This window comes from Streptomyces sp. NPDC042346 (assembly GCF_055581845.1).
The window spans coordinates 243,554-261,590 of sequence record NZ_JBVJEH010000009.1 but is presented as its reverse complement, the minus strand read 5'-3'; the positions used below and the strand labels follow the sequence as shown (position 1 = coordinate 261,590).

The following is an 18,037-nucleotide window of genomic DNA, read 5'->3' as shown; positions in this document are numbered from 1 at the left end:
AAGGCGCGCCGCATGATCACCGCACTGATCCGCTCCGAACTGCCCAGGATGTCCGGCTCCTTGCGGAAGGTCGGCCTCTGGGTCCTGGAGCGCCCCGCCGACGTCCCGAAGGCGTCCGCATCCGAGGTCGGGCAGCGGACCGGGACGTCCCAGGCCACCGTCACCCGCTTCTGCCAGGCCCTCGGCCTCCCGTCGTACCGGGACCTCCAGTACGAACTCGCCAAGGAGCAGGGCCAGGTGGACTCCGAGGAGCCGGAACCCCGGCCGCTCGGCCCGGACATCGGCCCCGACGACCCGCTGGACCGGCTCGTCTCCGTCGTCGCGCGGGCCGACCTCCAGGCGCTGCGCAGGACCGCGGAGAGTCTCGACCTCGACGCCCTGGACCGGGCCGCCCGGACGCTCGCCGCGGCCCGCCGGATCGACGTCTACGGGGTCGGCGGCTCCGGCGTGATCGCCCTGGAGGCCGAGGCCCGGCTCTTCGGCATCGGCTGCGACGCCCGCGCCCGGACCGAGGTGCACGCGGCGGAGACCTCGGCGGCCCTGCTGACCCCGGCCGACGCGGTCGTCGCCTTCTCCCACTCGGGCGCCACCCGGGAGGTCCTCGGCCCGCTGCGGCTCGCCGCCGAGCGCGGCGCGGCCACGATCGCGGTCACCGGCGACCACCGCTCCCCCGTCGCCCGCGCGGCCGGCGTCCATCTCGGCTCGACCTCCGCCGAGACCGGCTTCCGCCGCGGCGGCTTCGGAACGCGCCACTCGGTCCTGCTGATCGTGGACTGCCTCTACGCGCGCGTGGCACAGCTGACGTACGGCAGGGCGACGGCGTCCCTCGCGCTCACCGCGCACATCGCCGACGGCCACCGCTGAAGCGTGACGGAATAGCGGCTGCGAAGCGGCGAACGGGCCTTGTCCGCGAACAGCGTTCGCAGGCAAGGCCCGTTCGTCACATCGTCACACCACGCTCAGATCTCGCCGCGCAGCTTGGCCAGCGCCTCGGCGAGGATGGCCTCGCCGTCCGCGTCGCTGCGCCGCTCCCGCACATAGGCGAGGTGGGTCTTGTACGGCTCCGTGCGCGGCGGGTCCGGCGGGTTGTCCCGGTCCTGCCCGGCCGGGAAGCCGCAGCGAGGACAGTCCCAGGTCTCCGGGATCGCCGCGTCGCTGGCGAAGCTCGGCTGCGTCTCGTGCCCGTTCGAGCACCAGAAGGAGATGCGGGCGCGCGGCGCCGATTCGCCCCGCTCGGCCTCGCCCATCGGCCCCGCTCCGACCCGGCTTCCCCGGATCGCGTTGCCACTTGCCACGGTCGTAACTCCCTGCGTGATGGTGCTCGAAGATGCCCCAGTCTACGTAAGGCCCAACGCGCGTCCAGTGATTGGAGTTACCCGTCCAACTTCATCAGCAGACCAAGTACCACAATGCAGGCGAACCAGAGCAGACCGACCACAACCGTGATCCGGTCCAGGTTGCGCTCGGCGACCGAGGAGCCACCGACGGACGACTGCATGCCGCCACCGAACATGTCGGAGAGGCCGCCGCCCTTCCCCTTGTGCATCAGTACGAGCAGCATCAGCAGCGCGCTGAAGACGAGCAGGGCGATCGAGAACCCCATAACCACGGCTGAACCAACTTCCTCGGACTTATACGGACGGGGGCCGGGCACCTGCCCGACCCCCGCAAGGGTACGACGTAACTCAGCTACCGCATACTCACTGGTCGCGGAAGCGCGCGATCTTGACGAACTCGTCGGCGTCCAGCGCCGCGCCGCCCACCAGGGCGCCGTCGACGTCCGGCTGCGCCATGATCGCGGCCACGTTGCCGGACTTGACCGAGCCGCCGTACTGGATGCGGACCTTGTCGGCCAGCTCCTGCGAGTACAGCTCCGCGAGACGGCCGCGGATCGCCCCGCAGACCTCCTGCGCGTCCTCGGGGGTGGCGACCTCGCCCGTGCCGATGGCCCACACCGGCTCGTACGCGATCACGATGGTCTCGGCCTGCTCGGCCGGGACGTCCTTCAGGCCGCCGTCGAGCTGGGCGAGCGTGTACGCGACCTGCTGGCCGGCCTTGCGGATGTCCAGGCCCTCGCCGACGCAGAGGATCGGGGTCACGCCGTGCTTGAAGGCGGCCTTCACCTTCGCGTTGCAGACCTCGTCGTTCTCGGCGTGGTACTGGCGGCGCTCGGAGTGGCCGACGGCCACGTAGGCGCACTTGAACTTGGCCAGCATCGAGCCCGAGATCTCACCGGTGTAGGCACCGGAGTCGTGGGCCGAGAGGTCCTGGGCGCCGTACTTGATCTTCAGCTTGTCGCCGTCGATCAGGGTCTGGACGGACCGCAGGTCGGTGAAGGGGACCAGGACGGCGACCTCACAGGCGTCATAGTCCTTGTCGGTCAGGGCGAAGGCGAGCTTCTGGACGTGGGCGATGGCCTCGAGGTGATTGAGGTTCATCTTCCAGTTGCCCGCCATCAGCGGGGTGCGGGTGCTGCTCAAGGTGTTCAGTCCTCCAGTGCGGCGAGGCCGGGAAGCGTCTTGCCCTCGAGGTACTCGAGGGAGGCGCCGCCGCCGGTCGAAATGTGGCCGAATGCCTTCTCGTCGAAGCCCAGGATGCGGACGGCGGCGGCGGAGTCGCCACCACCGACCACCGTGAAGGCCGGGGAGTCGACGAGCGCCTGGGCGACGGCCTTGGTGCCCTCGGCGTAGTCGGGGTGCTCGAAGACGCCCATCGGACCGTTCCAGAAGACGGTTCCCGCGTCGGCGAGCTTCGAGGCGTAGAGCTTACGGGTCTCCGGGCCGATGTCCAGGCCCTCCTCGTCCGCCGGGATGGCGTCCGCGGCGACCGTGGTCGGGTTGGCCGGAGCCTTGGTCTTCAGGTCCGGGAACTCGGGCGAGACGAGGACGTCGACGGGGAGCACGAACTCCACCCCGCGGGCCTCGGCGCGCTCCAGGTACTCCTTGACCGCCGGGATCTGGTCCTCCTGGAGCAGCGAGATGCCGACCTCGTGGCCCTGGGCCTTGAGGAAGGTGTACGCCATGCCGCCGCCGATGAGGATGCGGTCGGCCTTCTCCAGGAGGTGGTCGATGACCCCGAGCTTGTCGGAGACCTTGGCGCCGCCGAGCGCGACCACGTACGGCCGCCGGACGTCGTCCGTGAGCTTCTTCAGGACGCCGACCTCGGTGGCGATGAGGTAGCCCGCGGCGTGCGGGAGGCGCGCCGGGAGGTCGAAGACCGAGGCGTGCTTGCGGTGCACGGCGCCGAAGCCGTCGCCGACGTACAGGTCGGCGAGCGCGGCCAGCTGGTCCGCGAAGGCGCCGCGCTCGGCGTCGTCCTTCGAGGTCTCGCCGGCGTTGAACCGGAGGTTCTCGATCACGGCGACCCCGCCGTCGGCGAGGCCGGCGACGGTGGCGGTGGCGGAATCGCCGACCGTGTCGGTCGCGAAGGCCACCTCGGCGCCGAGCAGCTCACCGAGGCGAGCGGCGGCCGGGGCGAGCGAGAACGCCGGGTCCGGGGCGCCCTTGGGGCGGCCCAGGTGCGAGGCGACCACGACACGGGCGCCGGCGTCGGCGAGTGCCTTCACCGTGGGGACGACGGCGCGGATGCGGCCGTCGTCGGTGATGGTCGTGCCGTCGAGGGGCACGTTGAGGTCGGCGCGGACGAACACCCGCTTGCCGGAGACGCCTTCGGCGAGAAGCTCGTCGATCGTCTTCATCTGTCACAGACTCCTTGGTACGCGGTGGAGCACACGAGACAGGGCTCAGACAGCGCGGCGTTGCGCTGCCCGAGCCCTGCTCACATCGAAAGCCTGCCCTGAAGTTTAGAGCTGGCCGCCGACGAAGACGGTGAGGTCGACGAGACGGTTGGAGTAGCCCCACTCGTTGTCGTACCAACCCAGGATCTTCACCGTGGTGCCTTCCTGAACCATGGTCAGGGAGGCGTCGAAGGTGCAGGAGGCCGGGTCGCTCACGATGTCCGAGGACACGATCGGGTCCTCGGTGTAGTACAGGATGCCCTTGAGGTCGCCGTCGTCGGCGGCCTTCTTGAACGCGGCGTTGACCTCGTCCTTGGTGACCTCGCGGTCCAGGGTGACGACCAGGTCGGTGGCGGAACCGGTCGGGACCGGGACGCGCATCGCGATGCCGTCGAGCTTGCCCTTGAGCTGCGGGAGGACCAGGGCGGTGGCCTTGGCGGCACCCGTCGTGGTCGGGATGATGTTCTCCGCGGCGGCGCGGGCGCGGCGCAGGTCCTTGTGCGGGAAGTCCAGGATGCGCTGGTCGTTGGTGTACGCGTGGACCGTGGTCATCAGGCCCTTGACGATGCCGAAGTTCTCGTCGAGAACCTTGGCCATCGGCGCGACACAGTTGGTCGTGCAGGACGCGTTCGAGATGACGTGGTGCTTGGCCGCGTCGTACTTGTCCTGGTTGACGCCCATGACGATGGTGATGTCCTCGTCGGAGGCCGGAGCCGAGATGAGGACCTTCTTGGCGCCGCCGGCGATGTGCTTCTCGGCGTCGGCCTTCTTGGTGAAGATGCCGGTCGACTCGATGACGATGTCGACGCCGAGCTCGCCCCAGGGGATGTCGGCCGGGTTGCGCTCGGAGAGCACCTTGATGGTGCGGCCGTCGACGGTGATGGTGTCGGCGGTGTGGGTGACCTCGGCCTTGAGGCGCCCCAGGATGGTGTCGTACTTCAGAAGGTGCGCGGTGGTCGCGGTGTCACCCAGGTCGTTGACGGCCACGATCTCGATGTCAGCACCCTGATCAAGGAGCGCGCGGAAGTAGTTCCGGCCGATGCGGCCAAAGCCGTTGATGCCTACGCGGATCGTCACGAACCGATCTCCTCGTTAGGTACGCCGGTGTGCTCGACGCCGGCGAGATTTTTGTTTTTAGGGATGTCCCCGACCGCTTACGACCCTACCTCTCCGGGACCCTGGGAGTGACATCGAGCGCAACCGTACGAGCCCGGAAAGTGAGGAAAAACGGCCGACGGCCCGCACCTACCAACGGGTACGGGCCGTCGTGGGACCTTTGTCCCCACTACTCTCCGTCAGCGCCGGAGCACCGCGAGGGCGCGGCCGACGAGCCTCGCCCGCTCGGTCGCACCGGGCACGTGCTCCAGGCCGTAGCCGAGGAGGACGGTGTCCCGGGTGGTGACGGCGGCCTGGGAGTGGAAGAGCGCCGCGGAGCGCGTCCAGTCGGCGCCGTTGCCGGGGCTGCCCTCCGGTGCGCCCGGGACCGACCAGGCGCCGAGGCCGGTCTCGAAGCCCTCCGCCTGCGTGGTGGTGCCGGTGACGAGCCGGGTGTCGTCGACGAAGGCACCCATCTCTCCCGTACCGGGGTCGGAGACGTACGAGATCGAGAGCTCGACCTGCTTGCCCGCCCAGGCGCTCAGGTCGACGGAGGCCTGCCGCCAGCCGTTGGAGGGGCCGGTGAAGGCGTTCCAGGAGCCGGTGGTGCCGGTCGACGCGCAGCCGTCCTCGCCGACGGTGAGGTAGCGGGCGAGGAAGGGGTGGCCGCGGACGTAGTAGCCCTCGCCGCAGTCGGCCGGGGGCGCGGTGGAGGTGCCGCCGTTGGTGTCGGGCAGGGTCGTCCAGTCGTCCTGGCCGACGGTGTGGGCCTCGACGATGACGTTGTCGTAGCCGGGCTCGGTGTCGTAGCTGACCTGGAAGTCCAGGCGCGGCTTCGACGCGGCGGGGACGCCGGTGAGGTCGACGGTCCTGCCGAGCCGGGCCCAGGTGCCGTCGGCGTGCTTGACGGCCGCGAAGGTCGTGCCCTCGGCGGGCTCGAAGGGGGTGCGGACGCCCGGGTAGTCACCGGCGGAGGCGCTGCTCGCGAACTGCGGGAACTCCTTCGGCTTCAGGGTGTCCGAGGTGACGGTGTACGCGCCGGCGTTGTCCAGCGGGTTGTCGGCGGCGGCGCCGAGGCTCGCGCCGACGCCGGCGAAGGCGCCGGTGCCGGCGAAGGCGGGCGGCTGCCCGAGGCCGGCCCGGTGGTAGGCGCCGAGGTAGTACTGGGCGAAGTCGTTGGTCTCGGCCCGGCCGACCTCGGTGAGTCCGCCGGACTTCTCGCCGGCGTTGATCAGCTTCCCGCCCTCGTTGAGGTAGGCGCGGACGGCGAGCTGGGTGGGCCCGGAGGGCCGCTCGGCGCCGGTGTACCAGACGACGGTGCGGAAGTGGGAGAGGACGCCGAGGGCGTCCGGGGTGCCCTGGGTGGCGACGTCCCAGACGGCGGCCTTGCGCCCGCTGTCGGCGAGCGCCTTCACGTACGCGGCGGTGTGCTTCGCGGCGGTGGTGCCGCCCTCGTCGGCGAGGACGAGGACGTCGCCGCGGGGCCGCTCGGCCACCTTGTAGGTGAAGGGGGCGGAGGCGGTGGCGCGGCCCTCGCGGGTGCGGGCGGTGAAGCGGACCTCGACGGAGTCGCCGGGCCGGGCGCCCTCGACCTCGGCGCGGTACTCGTCGAAGTAGAGGTTGTCCTCGCCGCCGTAGGTCTCGCCGCCCTTCCAGGCGTCGAGGTCCTCGCGGTGGGTGCGGCCGCCGTTGATCCGGTAGGTGAGGGTCTTGTCGCGCAGGGACTTGCGCGCGGTGACGGCGACCTCCTGCTCCCCGCCGCGGGCGTAGGAGGCGGTGAAGGCGGCCGGGGTGAGGTCGGGGGCGTCGATGCCGACCGGGGAGACGGGCCGGTCCGGGTGGGCGGCGGTCTCGGCGACGGCGAGCGCGAACGGGATGTTCTTGGCGAACTCGGCCTGGATCAGCTTCTCGTCGTCCGGGAAGGTGAAGACGGAGGCGCAGTCGGCCGGGTTCCAGGCGTCGTTCGGGTCGACCCGGGAGGCGGTGGCGCAGGTCGACATCTCCGGGGTGAACATCTGCATCCCGTTGACGTTGGCGGCGTGTCCGTCCGCCTCGCCGTTGGTGATGTACAGCTCCGAGGAGACCTGCGGCCGGTAGCCGGGCACGGCCGAGTTCTGCGGGGTGCCGGCGAGGGCCTTGAGGGCCACGTCGTCGGGGGTGTCGGTGGCGACCTGCCAGCCGACGCCGTACAGCAGGAGCTGCGCGGCCGAGTGGTAGTTGATGCCGTACGAGAAGCCGATCCGCTTCTGGAAGGCGTCGAGGGCCTTGGTCTCGGGCTCGGACACGGGGCCGGTGCCGCGGAAGGTCTCGTCGGCCGGGTCGGGGGACGAACCCTCGTTGTCGTAGCCCCACTTGTAGGCGAAGTTGCGGTTGAGGTCGACGCCGTCGCCCGACGTGATCCGCCCGTCCCCGTCGTTGTCGCGGAGGTTCTTGCGCCACTGCCGGTTGTCGGGGTCGGCGTGGGTGAAGTCGTAGCCGTCCGGGTTGGCGGAGAGCACGAACCACAGTTCGGTGGAGTCGACGATCCGGGTGAGCCGCTCGTCCTTGCCGTAGCCGTCGAGGTAGTGGTGGAGCAGCCGCCGCGTCATCTCGGGGGTGATCCACTCGCGCGCGTGCTGGTTGGACATGTACAGCGTGGCGGGCTTGGAGCCGTCCTTGACGCGCTGCGCGCCCTTGCTGACCTTGAGGGCGAGGATGTCCTGGCCCTTGAGGGTCTTGCCGATGGAGACGACCTTGGTGATGCCGGGGTTGGCCCGGGCGGTGTCGAGGATCTCCTGCTTGAGGCCGTTCGGACCGCCGTACGGGCGGAAGACGCCGTCGCCGGCGGCGGCGTTCCGCTGCTCGGCCCGCTCGGTCAGGGTGTGCTCGGCGAGCTCGACCCCCTGGCCGCGCAGCTGCCCCGCCTGCCGGTCGGTGAGGAAGAGCTCGACCGTCGCGGAGCCCTGGTCGGGCACCTGCTCGGTCATCTCATGGGCGTCGGCGCCGGCGTCGAGGAGCAGCGGAACCTGCTCCTGCGTGACCTTGGCGCGCCATACGGAGAGGGCGTCGCCGCCGTCCCGGTCGTTCGGCTGTGCTCCGGCGACGGGTGCCGCCGCCACTCCCGCGATCAGCAGTGAAGCCGCGGCGAGGATCGATCTCGCTCTGCGTCTCATGAGCCCCCCTTGCTGTTGCCTGCCACGAAGGTGAACAGACGCCAGGCTCATGGGCACCCATGGGCCTGTCAAGGGTGCCTCGCGGTGGTACGGAAAAGCTGCCGGTGCCTCAGAAGGGCACCGGCAGCGTGGAGTTCGTGATTCCGTACGGCGACGGGGGCCGGTCAGCCGACCAGGCTGTCGTCGAGCTCCTCGGTCAGGTTGGACTCGGTCCCGGGAATGCCCAGGTCCTGCGCCCGCTTGTCGGCCATCGCGAGGAGACGGCGGATCCGTCCGGCCACCGCGTCCTTGGTCAGCGGCGGGTCGGCGAGCGCGCCCAGCTCCTCCAGGGAGGCCTGCTTGTGCTCCATGCGGAGGCGGCCCGCGGCGGCGAGGTGCTCGGGCACCTCCTCGGCGAGGATCTCCAGGGCGCGCTGCACCCGGGCCCCCGCGGCGACCGCGGCCCGCGCCGAGCGGCGCAGGTTGGCGTCGTCGAAGTTGGCCAGGCGGTTGGCCGTGGCGCGGACCTCGCGCCGCATCCGCCGCTCCTCCCAGGCCAGCACCGACTCGTGCGCGCCGAGCCGGGTCAGCAGGGCGCCGATCGCGTCGCCGTCGCGGACGACGACCCGGTCCACGCCCCGCACCTCGCGGGCCTTCGCCGCGATGGAGAGCCGACGGGCCGCGCCGACCAGGGCGAGCGCCGCCTCCGGTCCCGGGCAGGTGACCTCCAGGGAGGAGGACCGGCCGGGCTCGGTCAGCGAGCCGTGGGCGAGGAAGGCGCCGCGCCAGGCCGCCTCCGCGTCACAGGTCGCGCCGGAGACCACCTGCGGGGGGAGACCCCGGATGGGGCGGCCCCTGCCGTCCACGAGGCCCGTCTGGCGGGCCAGCTGGTCGCCGCCGGCCACCACCCGCACCACGAAGCGCGAGCCGCGCCGCAGCCCGCCGGGGGCCATCACGATCAGTTCGGAGCTGTGTCCGAAGATCTCCAGAATGTCCCGCTTCAGGCGGCGCGCCGCCATCGCCGTGTCCAGCTCCGCCTCGATCACGATGCGGCCGCTCACCAGGTGCAGCCCGCCCGCGAACCGCAGGATCGACGAGACCTCTGCCTTCCTGCAGCAGGTCCGGGTGACGGGAAGCCGGGAGATCTCGTCCTTCACCGCTGCCGTCATCGCCATGGGCCGATCCTTCCATGCATCCGAAAAATACGGTCGTACGCGGCGGCCAACAGCTCCGGGTCATGCTTCGCGGAGCCGTCGGGCCCGGCCACCGGCGCCAGCTCGACCGCGGCACCGAGCCGCTTGGCGGCATCGGCGAGGGACTCGCGATCGGGCACGGCTGCCTCGTCGGCGAGCACCACGTCCAGGGCGAGTTTAGGGGCGTGTCGTCCCAAAACCTCCAAATGACGCTGCGGAGAGAAGCCCTCTGTTTCTCCGGGCTGCGGCGCGAGGTTCAGCGAGAGCACCTTCCGGGCCTTCGTCTCCACGAGCGCGTCGAGGATTTCGGGGACCAGAAGGTGCGGGATCACCGAGGAGAACCAGGAGCCCGGACCCACGACCACCCAGTCCGCGTCGAGCACGGCCGCGACCGCCTCGGGCACGGCCGGCGGGTCGTGCGGCACGAGGTGCACGGACTGCACCTCACCCGGGGTGAGCGCCACCGTCGCCTGCCCCCGCACGGTGTCCACGTCCTCCGGCCGCTCCGGGTCGTGACCCTTGACCAGGGCCTGGAGCTCCAGCGGTACGGCGGACATGGGCAGCACCCGGCCCTGGGCGCCGAGCAGCCTGCCCACCAGGTCCAGGGCCTGCACGGGGTCGCCGAGCTGTTCCCAGAGGGCGACGATCAGCAGATTGCCGACGGCGTGGCCGTGCATCTCGCCCTTGGACTGGAAGCGGTGCTGGATCACCCGGGCCCAGGTCTGGCCCCAGTCGTCGTCCCCGCACAGCGCGGCGAGCGCCTTGCGCAGGTCGCCCGGGGGCAGCACGCCGAGCTCCTCCCGGAGCCGGCCGCTGGAGCCCCCGTCGTCGGCGACGGTGACGACGGCGGTGAGGTCACCGGTGATCCGGCGGAGGGCGGCCAGGGAGGCCGACAGGCCCATGCCGCCGCCCAGGGCGACGACCTTGGGCTGGGCACCTCGTCTGCGGAGCGAGCGCCGCGCCGTCAGGGTGGAGGCGCGGCGGCGGTACGGCTTCACTCGCGCCCCATGTCCCGGTGCACGACGACGGTCTCGACCCCTTCGGCGGCGATGCGGGCGGCGAGCCTCTCGGCGGTGGCGACGGAGCGGTGCTTGCCGCCCGTGCAGCCCACGGCGATGGTCACGTACCGCTTGCCCTCGCGGCGGTAGCCCGCGGCGATCAGCTGGAGGAGCTCCGTGTAGCGGTCCAGGAACTCCTTGGCGCCGGGCTGGTTGTAGACGTAGTTCGACACCTCCTCGTTGAGGCCGGTGAAGGGGCGCAGCTCGGGGACCCAGTGCGGGTTCGGCAGGAAGCGCATGTCGACGACGAGGTCGGCGTCGACCGGCAGGCCGTACTTGAAGCCGAAGGACATGACGGTCGCCCGGAGCTCGGGCTCCTCGTCCCCGGCGAACTGGGCGTCCATCTTGGCGCGCAGCTCGTGGACGTTGAGGCTGGAGGTGTCGATCACCAGGTCGGCGTCGCCGCGCAGCTCGCGCAGCAGGTCGCGCTCGGCGGCGATGCCGTCGGTGATCCGGCCGTCGCCCTGGAGGGGGTGCGGCCTGCGGACCGACTCGAAGCGCCGGACCAGGGCGTCGTCGGACGACTCCAGGAAGACGATCCGGCGGGTGACCTGCTTGGAGTCGAGGTCGGCGAGGGAGTCCCTGAGGTTGTCGAAGAACTGCCGGCCGCGGACGTCCACGACGACGGCGATCCGCGCGACGTTGCCCTGGGAGCGGGCGCCGAGCTCCACCATGGTGGGGATCAGCGCGGGCGGCAGGTTGTCCACGACGAACCAGCCGAGGTCCTCCAGACACTTCGCCGCGGTGGACCGGCCGGCTCCGGACATGCCGGAGATGATCACCAGCTCGGGAATGGCCGCCTCGGCGCCGTTGTCGCCGGGGGTCTCCTTCGTGCCCGTACTCACGTGTCCTGCTCCGTCTTCTCGGTCGTGCTGGTCTTGCTCTTCGCTCTGGTCCTGCTGGTCCTGCTGCTCGTTCTCGTCGTGCTGCTCGTGCTGCTCGTGCTGCTCGTTCTCGTCGTGCTGCTCGTGCGCGGTCATGCCGTGCCGCCCCCGTCGTCTTCCATGATCTCTCCTGTCGCCGTGTTCACGGCGGGTGCGGCCGGGGCCGCCTGGGCGAGGGCCACGACCACCGACTCCGCGGTCTTCCGGCCCATGCCGGGGACCTCGCAGATCTGCTCGATTGTCGCCTGCCGGAGCCGCTTCACCGAGCCGAAATGCTTGATCAACGCCTGTTTCCGCGTCTCGCCGAGACCCGGGACCGCGTCAAGGGGGCTGGTCCGGATGCGTTTCGTCCGCTTGGAGCGCTGGTAGCGGATGGCGAAGTCGTGAGCCGTGTCACGCACGCGCTGGAGGAGGTAGAGGCCCTCGCTGGAGCGGGGCAGCACCACCGGGTCGTCGTCGCCGGGGAGCCAGACCTCCTCCAGGCGCTTGGCGAGCCCGCAGACCGCGATGTCGTCGATGCCGAGCTCGTCGAGCGCGCGCCGGGCGGCGGCGACCTGCGGCTGCCCGCCGTCGACGACGACGAGCTGGGGCGGGTACGCGAAGCGCTTGGGCCGGCCGTCGTCCTCGCCGGGGGCCTGCGCGGGGACCTCGCCCTCCGGCACGTCCCCGTCGACCCACTCGCCGGTCTTCTCCTTCTCGGCGAGATAGCGCTTGAAGCGCCGGCTGATCACCTCGTGCATCGAGCGGACGTCGTCCTGTCCCTCGAAGCCCTTGATCTGGAAGCGGCGGTACTCGCTCTTCCTGGGCAGCCCGTCCTCGAAGACGACCATCGAGGCGACGACGTCCTCGCCCTGGAGGTGGGAGATGTCGAAGCACTCGATCCGCAGCGGCGCCGAGTCCAGGTCCAGGGCCTCGGCGATCTCCTCCAGGGCCCGGGAGCGGGTGGTCAGGTCGCTGGCGCGCTTGGTCTTGTGCAGGACGAGGGCCTGCTGCGCGTTGCGCGCGACCGTCTCCATCAGGTCCTTCTTGTCGCCGCGCTGCGGGATCCGCAGCGAGACGTTGGAGCCGCGACGGCCGGAGAGCCAGGCGGTGACGGCCTCGGCGTCCTCCGGGAGCGCCGGGACCAGGACCTCCTTGGGGACGGCGTCGCCGCTCTCCTCCCCGTACAGCTGCTGGATCGCGTGCTCGACGAGCCCGGCCGTGTCGACGGCCTCCACCTTGTCCGTGACCCAGCCGCGCTGGCCGCGCACGCGCCCGCCGCGGACGTGGAAGATCTGGACGGCGGCCTCAAGCTCGTCCTCGGCGAGGGCGATCAGGTCGGCGTCGGTGGCGTCGGCGAGGACGACCGCGCTCTTCTCCATGGCCCGGCGCAGGGCCTCTATGTCGTCCCGGAGCCGGCCGGCCTTCTCGTACTCCATGTCCGCGGCGGCGAGCATCATCTGCTTCTCCAGCCGGCGGATGTACGTGCCGGTGCGGCCGGCCATGAAGTCGCAGAACTCCTCGGCCAGTTCGCGGTGCTCCTCGGGCGTGACCCGGCCGACGCACGGCGCCGAGCACTTGCCGATGTAGCCGAGGAGGCAGGGGCGGCCGGCCGAAGCGGCGTTCCGGAACACTCCCGCCGAGCAGGTCCGCACCGGAAAGACCCGCAGCATCAGGTCGACGGTCTCGCGGATCGCCCACGCGTGCGCGTACGGACCGAAGTAGCGCACGCCCTTCTTCTTGTGACCGCGCAGGACCTGGACGCGCGGGAACTCCTCGTTGAGCGTGACCGCGAGGTACGGATAGCTCTTGTCGTCCCGGTACTTGACGTTGAACCGGGGGTCGAACTCCTTGATCCAGGAGTACTCCAGCTGGAGCGCCTCGACCTCGGTCGAGACGACGGTCCACTCCACGGAGGCGGCGGTCGTCACCATGGTGGCCGTGCGCGGGTGCAGGCTCACGAGCGGCTGGAAGTAGTTCGCCAGCCGCTGACGCAGGGACTTCGCCTTCCCCACGTAGATCACCCGGCGGTGGTCGTCGCGGAATTTGTAGACCCCCGGCGAGTCGGGGATCTGCCCCGGCTTGGGGCGGTAGCTGGAGGGGTCTGCCATACTCCCCACCCTACTGGCGGGGACCGACACTCCGGCCTCGCGCACTCGTTGGCGAAGCATGGCGAATCAGGTGACGGGACGGGCCGCGGGACGGCTGGCGGACCGGGTGTGCGTGATCACGGGCGCGGCGAGCGGGATCGGCCGGGCGACGACGAAGCGTTTCCTCTCCGAAGGCGCGCGGGTCGTGGCCGCGGACCTCGACGGGGACGGTCTCGCGACGCTGGAGGGGGTCGTCCCCGTGATCGGCGACGTCTCCCTGGCGGAGGACGCACGGCGGATGATCGACACGGCGGTGGAGCGCTTCGGACGGCTCGACGTGCTCGTGGCCAACGCGGGCGTCATCCCGCTACTCGACATCACCGAGGCGGATGGGGCGGACTTCGACGCGGTCATGGCCGTCGACGGCCGGGGCATGTTCCTGACCTGCAAGTACGCGATCGAGGCCATGCTCGCCTCGGGCGGCGGGGCGATCGTGTGCACGTCGTCGATCTCGGGGGTCGCCGGGCAGGCACGGCAGGCGGTCTACGGTCCGGCGAAGTTCGTCGCGAGCGGGCTGACCAAGCACCTGGCGGTGGAGTGGGCGGAGCGCGGGATCCGGGTGAACGCGGTGGCCCCGGGCACGATCGAGACGGAGCGGGTCGCGGCGGCCCGCGTGGAGCCCGGCGGCCCGGAGTACCTCTCCGAGGTCCTCCGGGCCCACCCCATGGCCCGCTTCGGCACGCCGGAGGAGGTGGCGGCGGCGATCCTCTTCCTGGCCTCGGCCGAAGCGTCCTTCATCACGGGCGCGATCCTCCCGGTAGACGGCGGCTACCTGGCCCGCTGATGAGCGCCGGCCCGGCGGGCGTGTCAGCGCCCGCCGGGTTGGTGCCGGCCCCTCCTGCTACGGAGCGTCGTGGGCTGTGGACGGTGAGTCGTTGACCCGCCTCTTCTCGCGGCTCGTCCAGGCGGGGCGCGTCGCGGGCGTCACGGCTTCATCTTTTCGGCCTCCCGGATTTCGTGGAGGTGGATGAGAACGTCGAAGGACTTGGCGATCGTGACGTCGCGGGGCTTCTCGGGGAACTGCGTGCCGATGTTGAGCGTGGGCCGGGCGACGTTCAGCCAGGCGCGCGCGGCGGCCGGGGCCTTGCGGACGTCGAGGTAGAAGTCCCGGTAACGGACCTGGTCGAGGGTGTGCTCATTCCGGCCGGGCTCGGCGGCGCCCACGGTGAACTTCTTCCACTCGCCGCCGAGGGCGGCGTCCTTCGACAGGAACGAGCCCTGGTTGAAGGTGAAGCCGATGGGCAGGTAGTTCTTGCCTATGGTGTCGCGCAGGAACGCCCCCTGCGTCTTGGAGTACATCTCGGGGTTGTCGGAGACGTAGCCGACGTGGTTGTTCTGCGCCGACACCAGGATCTTGTCGCCGGTGTGCTTCTGCCACCACGTGACGTTCTGGGCCATGACCTCGTCGCGGAAGCGCTGAAGGCTGTTCAGGGACTCCGGGTCGGCGGGGTTCAAGGTGAGGAACTTGGCGGTCTGGGCGATGGAGCGGGCGTTCTGCTCGGCCCAGTCGAACGCGTCTCCGCCGGAGCCCTTTTGGCTGCTGACCAGTTCCAGGGCCTGCTGCGCCTTGGCGGCGAGCTGCTGCCGCTCCGCGAGCGGCTTGGCCAGGTAGGCGAAGACGTCGTCGATGGGCCGCAGGCCGGTGTAGAGCTCGTTGAGCCGCGGCAGCGCATCGGGGTGGTTCTTCTTCACGTAGCCGGTCACTCGTTCGAAGAACGCGTCATTCAACGAGGGGGCGCCGATGTCGTCGCCCATGAAGTGCACGGGACGGTCGGGGTGGTTGCGGTTGTAGTCGCGCATCCACTCGATGAGACTCACGAATTCTTCGCGTTCCCAAGGAGAGTTGGCCAGCGTCTGTTCGGCGATCTCGCGAGCGTCGCCCTTGCCGGTCTGGAGGTAGTCGTCGATCTGGAGTCCCGCGGACCAGCTCAGCTCCAGGGCGAAGGTGGTGAAGCCCTTCTTTTCCACCAGGTGGCGGAAGACCCGCTCCTTCATGGTGAAGAACTCGTGGGAGCCGTGGGTGGCCTCGCCGAGGCCGACCACCTTGGCGTCGCCGATCATCGTGGACAGGGCTCGCAGGTCGGCCGTGTTTCCGCCGGGCTCGGTCGCACGCAGCGGGTGGGCCGCCCGCTCCAGCCCGTGTACCGGGTTCTGCTTCCCCCTGGTCGTGTCGACCTTGTCGACGGTGGCCGCCTGGACCGCCACCGGAGTGAGGACAGCCCCCGCCACGATCGCCGCCGTTGCCAGCAGCCGCCGGCGGGTGATGCGCTTCGTGTGCCTAGCCATGTGTTCTTGCCCTTCGATCAACTTGCGTGTGGATTCCAGAAGGCGCACGGGACCCGCCACTGCGCGTGGCCGTCCGAGCGCTCGATCGGGTGGAGGTTTACAGGCGGTTCGGGTGGTGAACGCCCTCCCCGGACGCGATCGGCACACAGGCTCGCCGTGTTCGCCCGCGCGTTCCTTGCGGTGACGGCCGTGCGGGAGCGCGAAGGCGGCGGTGCGGCGGTCAGTTTGTGCCGATGCGGTCGTACGGGACCGGGGTGGGACCCGGCTCGCCGGGCTGCCGCCCGGGCTCGTACGGCAAGGGCTGCCTCGCGGCGCGGCGCGGCCGGACGGGCCACCACAGGGAGCGGCCGAGCAGCGCGGCGAGCGCCGGGACCAGCGCGACGGACAGAACGAACGCCGACAGCAGGATGCCGAGGGCAGTCGCGAAGCCGATCTGCTGGGTGGACGGGGCGGGGTTCACCGCGAGGCTGCCGAAGGAACCGGCCAGCACCAGTCCGGCGGTGGCGATGGCCGGTGCCGTGTGCCGTACGGCGCGGGCCACTGCCGAGCGGGCCGGGCCCGGGCGCTCCATCTCCTCCCTGATGCGGTCGCTCATCAGGATGTTGTAGTCCGTGCCCAGGGCGACCACGAACAGGAAGAGCACCAGCGGCAGGGTGAAGTTGACGCCCGCTTCGCCGCGTACGTGCTGGAACACCAGGGTGGAGGCGCCGAGCGTGGCGGCGAAGCCGAGCCCGACGGAGAGCATGAGCACCACCGGTGCCAGCAGGCTGCGAAGCAGGACGAGCAGGATCAGCGCGATGAGCGCGGCGGCGATGGGAAAGACCAGCTCCAGATCCTCGGAGACGGCGGTGGAAATGTCCGCGAAGATCGCCGCCGTGCCGCCGACGTGTGCCTCGACGCCCGTGGGTGTGTGCCGTGCGACGGTCGCCCGCACCGGCCCGGACACCAGGTCGCGTGCCTCCTGGCTCTGTGGGTCGGCGGTCAGGTAGAGGCCGATCCGGGCGGCGCCGCCCGCCTTGTCGTAGACGACCGGAGTCACCTGGCCCACGCCCTGCGTGCGGCCGAGCGCCTTGACCAGGACGTCGACGCCGTGCCGGTCGAGGGCGCCGCCGTCGCCGCTGGTGACGTAGACCTCGGTTGGGTCGGACACCCCCGCGGGCAGGGCGCGGGAGATCTCTGCGGCGGTGGCCGCGGCCGGTGTACCGCCGCTGCCGCTGCCGGTGCTGTAGTCCATCTTCATGCCGGCCATCCCGGCGGCCAGCGCACCCAGCAGGACGACGGCGCCGACCGTGACGGCGAGCGGTCGCCGGGCGACGGTGTCGCCGAAGCGTCCGGCCGAACCCTCGCGCGGCGCGCGCTTCAGGGCGCGGGAGGGCCAGAACATCCTGCGTCCGGTGACCGCCAGCAGGGCGGGCATGAAGGTCAGGCTGGCCAGCAGCATCACCATGACCGAGATCGCGACGGCCGGGCCGAGCACCCGGAACTGCCCGAAGCTGGCGACACCGAGAGTGGCGAAGGCGGCGACGATGGTGAGCGCCGCCGAGGTGATCGCGGAGCCCACCCGCCCCGTCACCTCACCCGCGATCTCGCGGGCGCTCCGCTCGGGCTGCGCGCGCAGCCGCTCACGGAAGCGGAACAGCAGGAACAGGAAGTAGTCGATCCCGATGCCGAGCAGCACCACGTTGATCAGCTGCGGTGTGCTCGGGTCCAGTTTGATCCCGGTGAGCAGCGCCGTGCCGACCACCGCACCCGCGGCGGCCCCGCCGACGATGCTGACCGCCAGCAGCGGCAGCAGCGCCGCCAAGGCACTACGGAACACCAGCACGTTCAGCAGCACGATCAGACCGATGGTGAGTGCCCCGGCCACTGTGCTCGTGGTCTTCTCCGCCTCGTGGCTGTCGACGAGGTCGGCCAGACCGCCGGCGAATCCGGTGCGCAGTCCGTCCTGCGCGTACCTGTCGGAGGCGGTATTCCGGAATTCCTTGAATAGGTTCTGCAGGCCGGGGTCGGTCGAATTACCGGAAAGGCCTACGGAAAAGAGAACGAAAGCGCGGTGGGGTGCGACCGTGCCGGGCGTCACCTTCGGCGTCTGGGAATAGTCCTTCGCCAGGAAGTCGGGGGTGTCCTTGGGCTTCGGCATGGTCACCCGCTGCCTGCCGAGCGCCGCTGCCGCTGCCTCCGCGCGCTGCTGGTCGGCCGCGCCGAGCGGCTTTCCGTCGGCCCGCTTCACCAGCATGGTCACCGCATTGGCGTCCGGCTTGATCCCGAACTTGTCCTCGGCGACCTTCAGCGCCGCTGCCGAATCGTACTTCTCGGGCAGGAAGTCACCGAGCTGGCTCTCGGTGGCCCGGTACATCAGCGCCTGACCCACTATGGCCAGTCCAATTCCCAGCAGTACCCAGAGGGTGATGACCTTCCATGGATTTCTCGTGGAGAATCCGGCCAGGGTGCGAATCACAGGGACTTCCGTTCGAAAACTATCTCGGGCAGTTCCCTTACAGCACATCACCGGAATGCGCGGAGAT

At 70.7% G+C, this 18,037-nt stretch carries 14 protein-coding genes; 2 read left to right on the top strand and 12 right to left on the bottom strand.

Going from position 1 to position 18,037, the window contains the following annotated elements; translation table 11 throughout:
• Positions 1-12: 12 nt before the first annotated feature.
• Positions 13-864, top strand: coding sequence for a MurR/RpiR family transcriptional regulator (locus ACZ6K0_RS31040; RefSeq protein ID WP_376395001.1), 852 nt, complete (start codon positions 13-15; stop codon positions 862-864).
• A gap of 95 nt (positions 865-959) precedes the next feature.
• Here the strand turns inward: ACZ6K0_RS31040 and ACZ6K0_RS31035 are convergent, their stop codons facing one another.
• The 10 genes from ACZ6K0_RS31035 to uvrC form a co-directional block, all read right to left on the bottom strand.
• Positions 960-1,295 carry an RNA polymerase-binding protein RbpA gene (locus ACZ6K0_RS31035; RefSeq protein WP_071891222.1) on the bottom strand — a complete coding sequence of 112 codons (336 nt, stop codon included), beginning with the start codon at positions 1,293-1,295 and terminating at the stop codon, positions 960-962.
• Positions 1,296-1,372: 77 nt separating this feature from the next.
• Positions 1,373-1,603 (bottom strand): preprotein translocase subunit SecG, encoded by a 231-nt coding sequence (gene secG, locus ACZ6K0_RS31030; RefSeq protein ID WP_376395004.1) that lies wholly within the window; start codon positions 1,601-1,603, stop codon positions 1,373-1,375.
• A gap of 97 nt (positions 1,604-1,700) precedes the next feature.
• Positions 1,701-2,456: a triose-phosphate isomerase gene (gene tpiA / locus ACZ6K0_RS31025; protein ID WP_376396114.1), complete on the bottom strand. Its 756-nt coding sequence runs from the start codon at positions 2,454-2,456 to the stop codon at positions 1,701-1,703.
• 29 nt (positions 2,457-2,485) lie between these two features.
• Positions 2,486-3,697, bottom strand: a complete 1,212-nt coding sequence (locus ACZ6K0_RS31020) for a phosphoglycerate kinase (protein WP_376395007.1) — start codon at positions 3,695-3,697, stop codon at positions 2,486-2,488.
• 105 nt (positions 3,698-3,802) lie between these two features.
• A complete protein-coding gene (gene gap, locus ACZ6K0_RS31015) occupies positions 3,803-4,813 on the bottom strand; it encodes a type I glyceraldehyde-3-phosphate dehydrogenase (RefSeq protein ID WP_376395010.1) in 1,011 nt (336 codons plus the stop codon).
• Between the two features lie 218 nt (positions 4,814-5,031).
• Positions 5,032-7,983 carry a M14 family metallopeptidase gene (locus tag ACZ6K0_RS31010; RefSeq protein WP_469228170.1) on the bottom strand — a complete coding sequence of 984 codons (2,952 nt, stop codon included), beginning with the start codon at positions 7,981-7,983 and terminating at the stop codon, positions 5,032-5,034.
• Positions 7,984-8,147: 164 nt separating this feature from the next.
• Positions 8,148-9,137, bottom strand: a complete 990-nt coding sequence (whiA, locus tag ACZ6K0_RS31005) for a DNA-binding protein WhiA (protein ID WP_017238652.1) — start codon at positions 9,135-9,137, stop codon at positions 8,148-8,150.
• Positions 9,128-10,153 carry a gluconeogenesis factor YvcK family protein gene (locus ACZ6K0_RS31000; protein WP_376395017.1) on the bottom strand — a complete coding sequence of 342 codons (1,026 nt, stop codon included), beginning with the start codon at positions 10,151-10,153 and terminating at the stop codon, positions 9,128-9,130. The genes whiA and ACZ6K0_RS31000 overlap by 10 nt, the downstream gene beginning before the upstream one ends.
• Positions 10,150-11,193 carry an RNase adapter RapZ gene (gene rapZ, locus ACZ6K0_RS30995; protein ID WP_469228172.1) on the bottom strand — a complete coding sequence of 348 codons (1,044 nt, stop codon included), beginning with the start codon at positions 11,191-11,193 and terminating at the stop codon, positions 10,150-10,152. Before rapZ ends, ACZ6K0_RS31000 begins: the two co-directional genes overlap by 4 nt.
• Positions 11,190-13,187 carry an excinuclease ABC subunit UvrC gene (uvrC, locus tag ACZ6K0_RS30990; RefSeq protein WP_376395023.1) on the bottom strand — a complete coding sequence of 666 codons (1,998 nt, stop codon included), beginning with the start codon at positions 13,185-13,187 and terminating at the stop codon, positions 11,190-11,192. The genes rapZ and uvrC overlap by 4 nt, the downstream gene beginning before the upstream one ends.
• 58 nt (positions 13,188-13,245) lie before the next feature.
• On the opposite strand from uvrC, the gene ACZ6K0_RS30985 reads away from it, so the two are divergent.
• The gene (locus ACZ6K0_RS30985; RefSeq protein WP_469228174.1) at positions 13,246-14,010 is read left to right on the top strand and encodes an SDR family NAD(P)-dependent oxidoreductase; all 765 of its coding nucleotides are present in this window, start codon (positions 13,246-13,248) and stop codon (positions 14,008-14,010) included.
• A gap of 140 nt (positions 14,011-14,150) precedes the next feature.
• Here ACZ6K0_RS30985 and ACZ6K0_RS30980 read toward each other — a convergent pair whose 3' ends face one another.
• Positions 14,151-15,512 carry an erythromycin esterase family protein gene (locus ACZ6K0_RS30980; RefSeq protein ID WP_469228177.1) on the bottom strand — a complete coding sequence of 454 codons (1,362 nt, stop codon included), beginning with the start codon at positions 15,510-15,512 and terminating at the stop codon, positions 14,151-14,153.
• A gap of 220 nt (positions 15,513-15,732) precedes the next feature.
• The gene (locus ACZ6K0_RS30975) at positions 15,733-17,970 is read right to left on the bottom strand and encodes an MMPL family transporter (protein WP_376395032.1); all 2,238 of its coding nucleotides are present in this window, start codon (positions 17,968-17,970) and stop codon (positions 15,733-15,735) included.
• Between the last annotated feature and the right edge of the window lie 67 nt (positions 17,971-18,037).